Genomic DNA, 13,245 nt, shown 5'->3' with positions numbered 1-13,245 from the left:
GCTACCGCCGCCGGGGCGGCGCGGCGACCGAATCGCGTGCGATCAGCCGATGCGGCATCACATGATCGCGCAGCACCGTTGCGTCCGCCGCCGGACGGCGGATGGTGCGCAGCAGGATGTCGACGGCCGCGTTGGCCATCGAGGCGATGGGCTGGTGGATCGTGGTCAGTTCCGGCCACACGGTGGTGGCGGCCGAGGTGTCATCGAAACCCACGACCGACAGGTCGCGCGGCACTTCCAGCCCGCGCCGATGCGCCACCGAGATGGCGGCGGCGCCCATGTCGTCGTTGCTGGCGAAAATCGCGGTCGGTGGCCGGCGTTGGGACAGCAGCTTCTCGGCCGCAGCCAGGCCGGACCGGTAGGTGTAGTCACCGTGCTGGACCAGGCCGGGGTCCACCGCCAGCCCGGCCTCGCGCAGGGCGGTGACGAAGCCGTCGTAGCGGAGCGCACTTGCGCTCAGGTCATCGCGCCCACGGATGAAGCCGATGCGGGTGTGTCCCTGCCGGAGCAGGTGATCGGTCATTTCCCTGCCCGCACTGAAATCGTCGATGCGGACGCAGGACAGGGCCTCGCTCAGGCGCCCCGATGCGATGGCCACCACCGGAATGCCAGCCTTGACCAGTTCGCTTACGGCGGCCTGAGATTCGCACAGGGGCGGCGGCAGGATCACCCCGTCGACGCGTCCGGCGAGCGCGCGCGCCGCCCTGCGTTCGGATTCGGCATCCAGGTTGTCCCAGTAGTCGATGACCAGCTGGATGGCGGAACTGGAGGCGACGCGCAGCAGGCCCACCAGCAGTTCACGCAGGTAGGCGCCGCTGGGGTTGGTGTAGATCAGCGCAATGCGCGTGTGCTGTGCGGCGGCCAGCGAACTGGCGGCAAGATTGGGCGTATAGCCCAGCTCACGCACGGCGCGCAGCACGCGCTCGCGGGTGACGTCGCGCACCTTGCCCTGGTTGATCACCCGCGACACGGTCATCGGCGAAACGCCGGCAAGGGCCGCAACCTCGTCGATCGTCACGCCAGCGGTTCTGCGGCGAACCGATTTCTTCGGCTTGTCCAATGCACGATCCCTTTGTTCTTGGTGGCGCTGCCGCGCGGGTGCGAAGGACGATGATGCGCTGTCCCGGGCCCGGACGTAGTCTACAAAGGCGCATGTTAACGCCCTTGTTGCGTGCTGTCGGCACGCGCCTGTGGGCCGTGGTCGTGCTGCTGGCCTGTGCTGGCGGGGCACGGGCGGAGGATGGCTATGCGCTGTGGATGCGGTACCAGCCGGTTGCCGCAACGGTCGCTGCCGATTACCGGCGGCAACTGGCCGAAGTGGTGGCCCCGGATTGCACGCCGATGCAGCGCGCTACCCGCGACGAGCTTGCGCGCAGCCTCCCTGGATTGCTGGGAGCGGCACCGCCAATGCGAACGGCAATCAGTACTGACCATGCCCTGGTGCTGGGCACGCCGCAATCCTCGACCCTCGTCGCCGCGTACGGCAACGAGATCGCCACGTTGGGCGACGGGGGGTTCCTGATCCGGCGGGTCCGGATCGAGGGGCGCGATGTACTGCTTGTGGCGGCACGCCAGGATGTCGGCGTGCTGTACGGCACCTTCCATCTGCTGCGCCTGCTGCAGCGTGGCACGTCGCTGCGGGGGCTGGAGGTGCGTGAGTCGCCTCGGGTCGCACTGCGTGTGCTCAACCATTGGGACAACCTGGATCGTTACGTCGAGCGTGGCTATGCAGGCAGCTCGCTCTGGGACTGGCAGACGTTGCCGCAGTGGCGTGACCCGCGCTACACCGATTACGCCCGTGCCAACGCCTCGCTCGGCATCAACGGCACCGTCCTCAACAACGTCAATGCCAGTGCGATGAGCCTGTCGCCGGCCTATCTGGCCAAGGCCGCCGCGCTGGCCGACCTGTTCCGCCCCTATGGCATCCGGGTCTACCTGAGCGCGCGCTTCAGTGCACCCATCGAACTCGGCGGCCTGGCAACGGCTGATCCCCTGGATCCGACTGTGCGGCGCTGGTGGCGCGACAAGGTCGATGAGATCCATGCGCGCATTCCGGATTTTGGCGGCTTCCTGGTCAAGGCGAACTCCGAAGGGCAACCCGGCCCACAGGATTACGGTCGTTCCCATGCCGACGGCGCCAACCTGCTGGCCGACGCGCTGGCGCCCTACAACGGTGTGGTGATGTGGCGGGCCTTCGTGTACTCGCACGAGGTTCCCGAAGATCGCGCCAAGCAGGCATACAGCGAGTTTGTCGGGCTGGACGGCGCCTTCCGCCCCAACGTGATCGTGCAGGTGAAGAACGGCCCCATCGACTTCCAGCCGCGCGAGCCGTTCCACCCCTTGTTTGGCGCGATGCCGCGCACGCCGCTGATGATGGAGCTGCAGATCACCAAGGAGTACCTGGGTTTTGCGACGCACCTGGTGTACCTGGGAACGCTCTACGAAGAAGTGCTGCAGGCCGACACCCATGCACGCGGCGAAGGCTCCACGGTCTCCCGCGTGGTCGATGGCTCGCTGGAGGGTCATGCGCTGACCGGTATCGCCGGCGTCGCCAACATCGGCGTGGACCGCACCTGGAGTGGCTCGCACTTCGATCAGGCCAACTGGTACGCCTTCGGCCGACTGGCCTGGAACCCGCAGGAATCCGCGCGCGCGATTGCCGAAGACTGGGCAGCGCTGACCTTCTCGCCCGACCCGCAGGTGACCGGCCCGATCGTGCGGATGATGATGGACTCGCGCGAGGCGGTGGTGGATTACATGACGCCGCTGGGCCTGCATCACCTGATGGCACGCGGCCATCACTACGGCCCCGGCCCCTGGGTGGACGGCGGCCCGCGTGCGGACTGGACGTCGGTGTACTACCACCGCGCAGATAGCAAGGGCATCGGCTTTGACCGCAGCGCCAGCGGAAGCAACGCCGTGGGCCAGTACGCGTCGCAGGTGGCCGAGGTCTATGGCGACCCCGAGCGGGTGCCCGAGTCGCTGCTGCTGTGGTTCCATCATGTGCCGTGGGACCGCCGCATGCGCTCGGGCAGGACGCTCTGGGACGAACTGGTCGGGCGCTATTCGCGCGGCGTGCGCCAGGTGCAGTCGATGCAGGCGACCTGGGCCGGCCTGAGCGACCGGATCGATCCGCAGCGGCATCGGCACGTCGCGGCGTTCCTGCAGATCCAGCACAACGAAGCGCAATGGTGGCGTGACGCCAGCGTGGCGTACTTCCAGTCGCTCAGTGGCCGGCCACTGCCCGCCGGCGAGCGGCCGCCGCCGCATCCGTTGTCGTACTACCAGGCCTTGCAGTTTCCGTTCGCACCGGGGGATGGCCGATGAGCAGGTTCGGAGCGGTCGGGTGTGCGCTGTTGATGATGGCTGCGGCAGTAGTGGCGATGCCGGCCGCGGCGCGGGAAACGACGGGACTGCTGCATCCCCTGTTCAAGGATCACGCGGTCCTGCAGCGCGACCGGCCCATTGCGGTCTGGGGGCACGCAGGCCCCGGGCAGCCGGTTTCCGTGACGTTTGCGGGGCAGGCGGTGAGCAGCCGGGCGGACGCCGCAGGCCGCTGGCAGGCGATGCTGTCCCCGGTCGCCGCTGGCGGTCCCTACACGCTGGAGGTAAACGACGGAACGCGCCGGCAGACGGCGCGCGATGTGCTGATGGGCGACGTGTGGTTGTGCTCGGGCCAGTCGAACATGGAGCTGCCGGTGTGGCGCTCGCTCAACGCTGCCAGCGAGATCGCCTCGGCCACGATGCCACGGATCCGGCTGTTCACCGTGCCGCAGGAGGGGGCCGCGCAGGCACAGGAGAGCTTCAAGGGCGACCCTGCATGGACAACGGCAACCCCCGACAGGGTGCGCGACTTCTCCGCAGCCTGTTTCTATTTCGCGCGCGAGCTGCAGCGCACGGCTGCCGTGCCGATGGGCTTGATCCAGGCGGCGTGGGGCGGGTCCCGGATCGAGGCGTGGACCAGCCCGGGCGCGCTGCGCGGGCAGGGCGGCATGGACGAGCCCCTGGACATCCTTGCTCAGTCTGCCCACGACCCGCAGCAGGCACATGCACGCTGGGGTCGCTACTGGCAGCACTGGTGGGCCACACGCGAGGGCGCACTGTCAGGTGACGCACCATGGCGGACGGATGCCGATGACCGCGGATGGTCGCGCGCACCGGCCACACTGGGCGCATGGGAGCGGTGGAACGAGCCCGCACTTGCCGACTACAACGGCATGGTCTGGTATCGCACGCAGGTGATGCTGAGCGCTGAACAGGCTGCACGCGGCGCGACCCTGGAGCTGGCATCGGCTGACGAGGTGGACGTGACCTGGGTGAACGGGGTCGCCGTCGGCAGCCAGTACGGCGCCGGCGAGAGGCGCTACCCGTTGCCACATGGCCTGCTGAAGGCAGGATCCAACAGCATTGCGGTCAACGTGCTGGACACCTACGGCGAAGGCGGCCTGGCCGGTCCTTCAACGGCACACCGCCTGCAGTTCGATACCGGCGAGCGGGTGCCACTGCAGGGACCGTGGATGTATCGGGTTGCGCCGGGCCAACAGGCGCCGCCGTTTGCCCCGTGGCAGGCCGCCACCGGGCTGTCGACGCTGTACAACGGAATGATCGCACCACTCGGGGGCTTCGGGCTGCGCGGCATGCTCTGGTATCAAGGTGAATCGAACACCGGCGATGGTGCGGCCTATGCAGTGCGGTTGCGTGCGCTGCGCGAGGACTGGCGACGGCAGTTCGGTGCGCGCACGCCACTGCTGCTGGTACAACTGGCCGGCTACGGCCAGCCGCCGGCTGCGCCCGCCGACAGCGGCTGGGCGCAGGTGCGTGAGGCGCAGCGGCGCGTCGCGGCCGAGGATGCGCAGAGCGGTCTTGCCATTGCCATCGACATCGGCGACGCCTACGACATCCATCCGCCGAACAAGCAGGAGCTCGGGCGCCGCCTGGCGCGCGTGGCGCGCCATGTGGTGTACGGCGAGCAGGGCATGGCACCGTCGGGCCCGCGAGCGGTCACCGCCGTGCGGACGCCCACGGGCGTCGCCATTGCGTTCGAGGATGTCGAAGGCGCGCTCACCGCGACCGGCGCACTGCGTCCGATCGGCTTTGAACTGTGCGAGGCCAGGAGCCATACGCGCCACTGCGAGTACGCCGATGCCGGACTGGATGCGCGCCGGATCCTGCTGCGCGGCCCGCTGTCCACGCGCGCAACGCATGTGCGCTACTGCTGGGCCGATGGCCCGGTGTGCACGCTGCGCGACCGCAGCGGGGCGCCGGCCGGCCCGTTCGAACTTCCCATTGCCGAAGCCGAGGCCCGACGATGATGACGTTGTCCAAGCAGTCCCCTCTGGCCGGCGACAGGGCCGGCCTGAGGTCGATGGCGCGCCACCTGCTGGGGGCGTTGTTCCTGCTGTCGGCCGCAACCACCCGGGCCAGCGCGCCGCCGGATGCTCCCCCGGTGTACTTCGACTGGTTCGAGTACCGCGGCAATGACCAGGCGTTTGAAGTGCCCCTACCGGCCGGCCACTACCGCAATCCTGTCCTGGCCGGCTTCCATGCCGATCCCAGCATCGTGCGCGCGAACGGCCGGTTCTACCTGGTCAATTCCAGCTTCACCTACTTCCCGGGCATTCCGGTGTTCGAAAGTGCCGACCTGGTGCACTGGAAGCAGATCGGCAATGTGATTGACCGCCCCACGCAACTGGATTTCGACGGCCTGAGCGTCTCGCGCGGCATCTTCGCGCCGACCATCGAGTACCACGACGGCACCTTCTACGTAACCACCACCGCCACCGACAGTGGTGGCAACTTCATCGCCACCGCGCGTGATCCGGCCGGTCCGTGGTCCGATCCGCACTGGCTGCCCGGCATCGATGGCATCGACCCGTCACTGTTCTTCGACGATGACGGCAAGGTATACCTGGTCAACAACGATGCACCGCCCGGCCCGCCGCGCTACGACGGGCACCGCGCCATCTGGATGCAGCAGATCGATCTGGCGGCATTCAGGCCGGTCGGGCCGCGCCGGGTGCTGGTTGATGGAGGCGTGGAGCCGGCGAAGAATCCCATCTGGATCGAGGGACCGCACATCTACAAGCGGGAGGGCTGGTACTACCTGTCCGACGCTGAAGGAGGTACCGGGCCGCAGCATTCGCAGGTGGTGCTGCGCAGCCGCACGGTGTGGGGCCCCTACGTTCCCTATACGGGCAATCCGATCCTGACCCAGCGAGAACTGCCGGACGACCGTCCACTACCGATCACCAATGCCGGCCATGCCGACCTGGTCGAAGGCCCGGATGGCTCGTGGTGGGCGGTGTTCCTGGCCAGCCGCAACTACCAGAAGCGGCACTACAACACCGGGCGCGAGACCTACCTGTTGCCGGTACGCTGGCAGGATGGCTGGCCGCAGATCCTGCCGGTTGACCAGGCCATTCCCTATGCGGTCAAGGCCCCCGCGTGGATGCAGGGCGAGGCATCGCAGGCCCCTTCGACCGGCAATTTCGTAGCGCGCGACAATTTTGATGGCCCGACGCTTGATCCACAGTGGCTGCGCGTGCGGGTGCCCAGGCATGCCTGGGCCGACCTGGCCATGCGCCCCGGCATGCTGGCCGTGCACCCGCTCGCCGAGGATCTGGACACGCTGCGCAATCCGGCGTTTCTCGGCCGGCGCCAGCAGCATCTGCGCTTCGAGGCGAGCACCGCGATGACCCCGCCAGCTTCCGGAGTCGCCGCCGGCCTGGCGGCGTTCCAGAGCGAGGCGTACTGGTACTTCCTTGGCGTTCGTGACCTTGGCGGGGGGCGCCTCTCGCTCTTCCTCGAAGCGCGCGACGGTGGCCGCAGCACGCGGACGCTGGCCAGCCGTGAAGTACCGGTGCCTGCAGCACTGCGCCTGAAGATTGCCGGCAACGAGGGCGACTATGCGTTCTCGTTCGACACCGGCGATGGGCAGGGCTGGCAACTGCTCGCAGGCGGGGTGGACGGCACCGTTCTGAGTACGGACCGGGCAGGCGGCTTCGTGGGCGCACTGCTGGGTCCTTTCGCGCGCGACGAGCGCACCGGGAGAAGCAAATGAGGCTGTCGATTTCGTCCAAGGCCCGCCGCCGTACCTTGCGCGGTGGGGCCGCCCTGTTCGTACTGACCTGCGTGGCGGCCGCCGCGTCCGCGGCCGCGCCACGGCCCTGGCTGGACGTTTCGGCCAGCTTCGAGCAACGGGCCGCCGCACTCGTCGCGCAGATGACGCTGGAAGAGAAGGCCGCGCAGATGCAGAACGCCGCGCCGGCGATCGAACGCCTGGGGGTACCCGCCTACGACTGGTGGAACGAGGGACTGCACGGCGTCGCACGGGCAGGGCAGGCCACGGTGTTTCCGCAGGCGATCGGCCTGGCCGCGACCTTCGATGTACCGTTGATGGGGCAGGTGGCCGCGACCATCAGCGACGAGGCCCGCGCAAAGCACCACCAGTTCCTCCGCGAAGGCTCGCACGGGCGTTACCAGGGTCTGACCTTCTGGTCGCCGAACGTCAACATCTTCCGCGACCCGCGCTGGGGCCGCGGACAGGAAACCTATGGCGAGGACCCGTACCTCACCGCGCGCATGGGCGTGGCCTTCGTACGTGGCCTGCAGGGCGACGACCCCGTCTACCGCAAGCTGGACGCCACCGCCAAGCATCTGGCCGTGCACAGCGGACCGGAGGCCGACCGCCATCACTTCGATGCACGGCCCAGCCGGCGCGACCTGTATGACACCTACCTTCCGGCGTTCGAGGCGCTGGTGAAGGAGGGCGACGTCGATGCGGTCATGGGCGCCTACAACCGCGTGTACGGGGAGTCCGCCAGTGCCAGCCGTTTCCTGCTGCGCGATGTGCTTCGACGCGACTGGGGCTTCAAGGGCTACGTGGTCTCGGACTGCTGGGCCATCGTCGATATCTGGAAGCACCACCGTATCGTCACCACGCGCGAAGCCGCTGCGGCGCTGGCGGTGAGGAACGGCACCGAGCTGGAATGCGGCCAGGAGTACGCCACATTGCCCTCGGCCGTGCGCCAGGGGCTGATCAGCGAGGCGGAGATCGACGATGCAGTGACCCGCCTGTTCACCGCACGGATGCGCCTGGGCATGTTCGACCCACCGGAGCGGGTGCGCTGGGCGCGTATTCCCGCCTCGGTGAACCAGGCGCCGGCCCATGATGCGCTCGCGCTCAAGGCTGCGCAGGCATCGCTGGTGCTGCTGAAGAACGACGGCATCCTGCCACTGTCGCGCAACACCAAGCGCATTGCCGTGGTTGGACCCACCGCCGACGACACCATGGCGCTGCTCGGCAACTACTTCGGCACACCGGCCGCGCCGGTGACGATCCTGCAGGGCATACGCGAGGCGGGCAAGGGCGTTGAAGTGCGTTATGCCCGCGGCGTCGACCTCGTGGAGGGCCGTGACGATCCCGGCGCCACACCGCTGATCGAGCCGACCTACCTGCGGCCCTCGGCGGACTCGCCCGAGCGCGGCCTGCGCGGTGAGTACTTCCGCACGCCCGACCTGTCCGGCACTCCGGCCCTGGTGCGTACCGACGCGCAGATCGGCTTCCGCTGGGACCGCGGCTCGCCGACCGACAACCTGCTGGCACGCGGCGAAGCCGCACCGGGGCAGGGGATTCCCAACGACCGCTTCAGCATCCGCTGGAGTGGCCAACTGCTGCCACCCATGTCCGGCCGTTACCGGCTGGAGGTGGCCGGCGATGATGGCTACCGCCTGTATCTGGACGGCAAGCGTGTGATCGATCATTGGGTGAATACTGATCGCCTGCATGCCGAGGGCGTCGAACTGGACCTGCAGGCCGGGCGTGCCTATGCGCTGACACTGGAGTACTACGACGACCAGCGCGATGCGGGCGTGCGCCTTGGGTGGCGCATGCCCGGCGCCAAGGCGCCCTTCGACGAAGCGCTGGATGCAGCACGCGATGCCGATGCGGTGGTGTTCGTCGGTGGCCTCACCGGCGATGTCGAAGGCGAAGAGATGACGGTCAACTACCCGGGCTTTGCCGGTGGCGACCGTACCGACCTGCGGCTGCCCGCGCCGCAGCGCACCCTGCTGGAGGCCCTGCACGGCACCGGCAAGCCGGTGGTGATGGTGCTCACCGGTGGCTCGGCCATCGCCGTGGACTGGGCGCAGGCGCATCTGCCGGCGATCCTGATGAGCTGGTACCCGGGGCAACGCGGCGGCACCGCTGTCGGCCAGGCGCTGTTCGGCGACGTCAATCCCTCCGGCCGTTTGCCGGTCACGTTCTACAAGGCCGGCGAAGCGATGCCGGCATTCGACGACTACGCCATGGAGGGCCGCACCTATCGCTACTTCCGCGGCACGCCGCTGTATCCGTTCGGTCACGGTCTGTCGTATACGCGGTTCGACTATGGAACGCTCCGCCTCGATGCAGACAGCCTCCGCGCCGATGGCCGCCTGGGCGTGGCAGTGGATGTCGCCAACACGGGCACGCGCAGCGGTGACGAAGTGGTACAGCTGTACGTGCGGCGCGAGCACGCCGGCAGCGGCGATGCCGTGCAGGAACTGCGTGGCTTCCAGCGCGTCCAGCTGGCCCCGGGCGAACGCCGCACGGTGACGTTCACCCTGAAGGCGGCGCAGGCCCTGCGCCACTATGACGAGGCGCGTGCGGCGTACGCGGTGCAGCCCGGTGCCTACGAGGTCAGGGTGGGGGCGTCCAGTGCCGATATACGTGCGCAGGGCAGGTTCACCGTGGTGCCCGCGCATGACTGATCGCCCCCGCCGGCATCGATTCCCCTTCGACCAGATTCCTTTTCAAGGATGTCCGCTGCATGGCAAGCACTGAACACGCGCTATCGGTACGCGAGAAGCTCGGCTACAGCCTGGGCGATCTCGCTGCCAACCTGATCTTCCAGACCCTGATCACGTACCTGGCATTCTTCTACACCGACGTCTACCGCCTGCCAGCTGCCACCGCGGCCACGATCATCTTCGTGGTCGGCCTGCTGGGTGCGTTCGTGTTCACGCCGTTGATCGGCATCGCGGCGGACCGAACGTCCACCCGCTGGGGCCGCTTCCGCCCGTGGATCCTGTGGACGGCCATTCCCTTTGGCGTACTGTCACTGCTGGCGTTCAGCACCCCCGACCTGGGCGAGCGCGGAAAGGTGATCTATGCACTGGCCACCTACGCGCTGCTGGTCTGCGTTTACGCCGCGAACAACCTGCCGTACTCCGCGTTGAGCGGCGTGCTGACCGGCAGCATGGCCCAGCGCAACAGCCTGTCGGCCTACCGCTTCGTAGCCGTGATGATCGCGCAGTTCATCATCCAGGTGCTGCTGATGCCGCTGGTGCTGATCCTGGGCAATGGCGACCGGGTGCGCGGCTTTGAACAGGTCATGACCGCCTTCGCACTGATCGGCACGGTGTTCTTCCTGATCACCTTCGCCACCACCCGCGAGCGCATCGTGCCGACGCGAGAGCAGACCGGCGGCATAGTGCAGGACCTTTCGGACCTGCTGCACAACCGCCCGTGGCAGGTGATGCTGGCGCTGACCGTGCTGGTGTTCATCAACCTGGCGTTGAAAGGCGGCACCTACATCTATTACTTCCAGTACTACATGAGCGAAGCGGCGCTGGCCGGCTTCCTGGAAAACTCAGGCTTCAACGGCCTGATCAGTGCATTGAACGGCGCCCTGGCCCGCGCCGGTTTCGCGGCGTTCACCTGGCCGAAGGATGCGGCCACCTCGGCGTTCAGCCTGTTCAACGCGTGCGGCATCCTCTGCATGATCCTGGGTATCGGCGCATCACGGCGGCTGGCGGATCGCTTCGGCAAGCGCGATGTCTTCGGTGGCGCCCTGTTTGTCTCGACCCTGTTCCTGCTGGCCTTCTACCTGTTCCCCCCGACGGCGGTGGCGGTGGCGTTCGCAGCCTTCATGCTGCATGGCTTCTGCTATGGCATCACCATCCCGTTGCTGTGGGCGATGATCGCCGACGTCGCGGACTACTCGGAGTGGAAGAACCATCGAAGGGCAACGGCGATCATCTTCTCGGCGATGTTGTGCGGGCTGAAGATCGGCCTCAGCGTCGGAGGCGCGCTGGTCGCCGCGATCCTTGCCCACTACGGCTACCAGGCAGGACTGGCGCAACAGCCTGAGGGCGTGGTGCAGGGCATCCGCTTGACCGTAAGCGTCTACTGCTCCCTTCCTTTCCTGCTCGCCGTGGCGCTGCTGTTCTTCTACAGGATCGACAAGCGCACCGAAACCCGCATCGAGCAGGACCTCCACCTGCGTCGACGTTCCGCCGACGCCTCCGCGTAACGCCAAGATGACAACCATGATCGACCTCCATGCCGGCGAAGACGGCCAGGCCAGCAAAGCCCGTCTTGCGCAGCTCACCGCGCACGCCATTTCGCAACCGCTGGTGACCCACATCTACACCGCCGACCCTTCGGCGCACGTGTTCGAGGGGCGCCTGTACATCTATCCCTCGCACGACATCGACGGTGGCCAGCCATTCGACGACGAAGGTGGCCATTTCGGCATGCAGGATTACCATGTGCTGAAGATGGATACGCCCGATAGCGCGGCCATGGATTGCGGCATGGCGCTGCACGTGCGCGACGTGCCCTGGGCGCGGAAACAGATGTGGGCCCCCGATGCCGCCTGCCGCGATGGCCACTACTACCTGTACTTCCCGGCCAAGGACGCCGAGGGCCGGTTCCGCATCGGCGTGGCGATCGGTAAGCGGCCGGAGGGCCCGTTCGTGCCCCAGCCGGAGCCGATCAAGGACGCGTACTCGATCGACCCGGCCGTGTTCGAAGACGAGGATGGCAGCCACTACCTGTACTTCGGCGGCATCTGGGGCGGGCAGCTGCAGAAGTATCGTGACAACCAGTACAGCGAGGCCCACGAGGAACCCGAGGGCAGCGCGCCGGCCCTGGGGCCGCGCGTGGGCCGCCTGGATGTCGGCATGACCGAGCTGGCCGAACCCACCCGCGAAGTGCAGATCCTGGATGAGCATGGCCAGCCGCTGCGTGCGGACGACCATGCGCGCCGCTTCTTCGAAGGCCCGTGGCTGCACAGGTACCAGGGTCGCTACTATCTGTCGTACTCCACTGGCAACACCCACCAGCTGTGCTACGCCGTGGGAGACAGCCCGTACGGGCCGTTCACCTATGCTGGCGTGATCCTCACGCCCGTCGTGGGCTGGACCACCCACCACTCCATCTGCCAGTTCGAAGGGCAGTGGTACCTGTTCTATCACGATGCGCTGATGTCCGGCGGCATCACCCACCTGCGCTCGGCCAAGTGCACGCCGCTGCACATGGAGCCGGACGGAAGCATCCGCACGATCAATCCGTATGGGGCCTGAGCGCATGCTGCCGGTGGATGATGCGCTGGCCCCGCTGCCGGCCGGTGAACTGCACTGGCTGAGATGCGGCGAACTGGAGGTTGCGCTCGCCGCAGGGGCGGGCGGGCGCGTGGCGCACCTGCGTTACCAGGGCGTGGAGTGGCTGGTGGACGCGCAGGAGGGCGGGGCGGCTGCGATCGCCTGGGGCTGCTACCCGATGGTGCCCTGGGCCGGTCGCATCCGCCATGGAACGTTCCGCTTTGATGGCAGGCCGCATCGGCTGCCGCTCAACTTCGACGGGCATGCCATTCATGGGTTGGGCTTCTCGCGACCGTGGCAGATCGACCGGCTGGATGCGGCGGCAGCCAGGTTGTCGCTGGCGTTGCCGCGCGACGGCTACTGGCCCTTCGGTGGCATTGCCATGCTGGACCTGCAGCTGCAGGCCCACACCCTGCAGATGCGCCTTTCGGTCCAGGCCGGCGAGCAGGCGATGCCGGCGGCGCTGGGCTGGCATCCCTGGTTCCGGAAGCCGGACCGGCTGCTGTTCACGCCTCGTGCGATGTACCCGCGGGACGAGGAAGGTATTGCCACGCTGCCCTGTGTGGATCCCACTACCGGTCCCTGGGATGACTGCTTCATCGCCGACAGCGACATCACGCTGATACGCGAAGGCCAGCGCCTGCGGCTGCGCTCGGACCACGACCATTGGGTGGTCTACGACGGCACGCCGCACGCCACCTGTGTCGAGCCGCAGAGCGGTCCGCCGGACGGCTTCACGCTGGCGCCGCACCGGCTGGAGCCCGGCCAGCGCCTCGCGTTGACGTTCGACCTGGCGTGGGCGGCGGACAGCACCTGAAACCCCGGCCAGGGCAGGCGATCATCCGGGTGCCGGGCGGTCGGTACGCCGCCTGGACCGGC

8 protein-coding genes are annotated in these 13,245 nt (G+C 67.9%); 7 read left to right on the top strand and 1 reads right to left on the bottom strand.

The annotated features are described in order from the left end of the window. Position 1 precedes the first annotated feature (1 nt). Positions 2 to 1,060, bottom strand: coding sequence for a LacI family DNA-binding transcriptional regulator (locus AC5P6E_RS05605; RefSeq protein ID WP_019337710.1), 1,059 nt, complete (start codon positions 1,058 to 1,060; stop codon positions 2 to 4). A gap of 92 nt (positions 1,061 to 1,152) precedes the next feature. Between AC5P6E_RS05605 and AC5P6E_RS05600 the strand changes: the two genes are divergently transcribed. Genes AC5P6E_RS05600 through AC5P6E_RS05570 form a run of 7 tightly spaced genes read left to right on the top strand, consistent with a single transcriptional unit; the run spans position 1,153 to position 13,183 of the window. After that, positions 1,153 to 3,327: an alpha-glucuronidase family glycosyl hydrolase gene (locus tag AC5P6E_RS05600; protein ID WP_329834710.1), complete on the top strand. Its 2,175-nt coding sequence runs from the start codon at positions 1,153 to 1,155 to the stop codon at positions 3,325 to 3,327. Then, positions 3,324 to 5,312, top strand: coding sequence for a sialate O-acetylesterase (locus tag AC5P6E_RS05595; RefSeq protein ID WP_425518224.1), 1,989 nt, complete (start codon positions 3,324 to 3,326; stop codon positions 5,310 to 5,312). The genes AC5P6E_RS05600 and AC5P6E_RS05595 overlap by 4 nt, the downstream gene beginning before the upstream one ends. Positions 5,313 to 5,365: 53 nt before the next feature. Then, entirely contained in the window at positions 5,366 to 7,060 is a 1,695-nt protein-coding gene (locus tag AC5P6E_RS05590; protein ID WP_019337707.1) for a family 43 glycosylhydrolase, read from the top strand. After that, on the top strand, positions 7,057 to 9,750 hold the full coding sequence (locus AC5P6E_RS05585) for a glycoside hydrolase family 3 C-terminal domain-containing protein (RefSeq protein ID WP_495230766.1): 2,694 nt from the start codon (positions 7,057 to 7,059) through the stop codon (positions 9,748 to 9,750). Before AC5P6E_RS05590 ends, AC5P6E_RS05585 begins: the two co-directional genes overlap by 4 nt. 59 nt (positions 9,751 to 9,809) lie before the next feature. Further along, positions 9,810 to 11,294, top strand: coding sequence for an MFS transporter (locus AC5P6E_RS05580; RefSeq protein WP_010485712.1), 1,485 nt, complete (start codon positions 9,810 to 9,812; stop codon positions 11,292 to 11,294). A 16-nt stretch (positions 11,295 to 11,310) separates the two neighbouring features. Beyond that, entirely contained in the window at positions 11,311 to 12,348 is a 1,038-nt protein-coding gene (locus tag AC5P6E_RS05575; protein ID WP_010485713.1) for a glycoside hydrolase family 43 protein, read from the top strand. Beyond that, positions 12,338 to 13,183 carry an aldose epimerase family protein gene (locus AC5P6E_RS05570; protein WP_495230765.1) on the top strand — a complete coding sequence of 282 codons (846 nt, stop codon included), beginning with the start codon at positions 12,338 to 12,340 and terminating at the stop codon, positions 13,181 to 13,183. The genes AC5P6E_RS05575 and AC5P6E_RS05570 overlap by 11 nt, the downstream gene beginning before the upstream one ends. The last annotated feature ends 62 nt before the right edge of the window (positions 13,184 to 13,245 follow it).

Source organism: Stenotrophomonas sp. YJH_SMC_16 (assembly GCF_059367875.1).
This window is presented reverse-complemented; position numbering and strand designations above follow the sequence as displayed.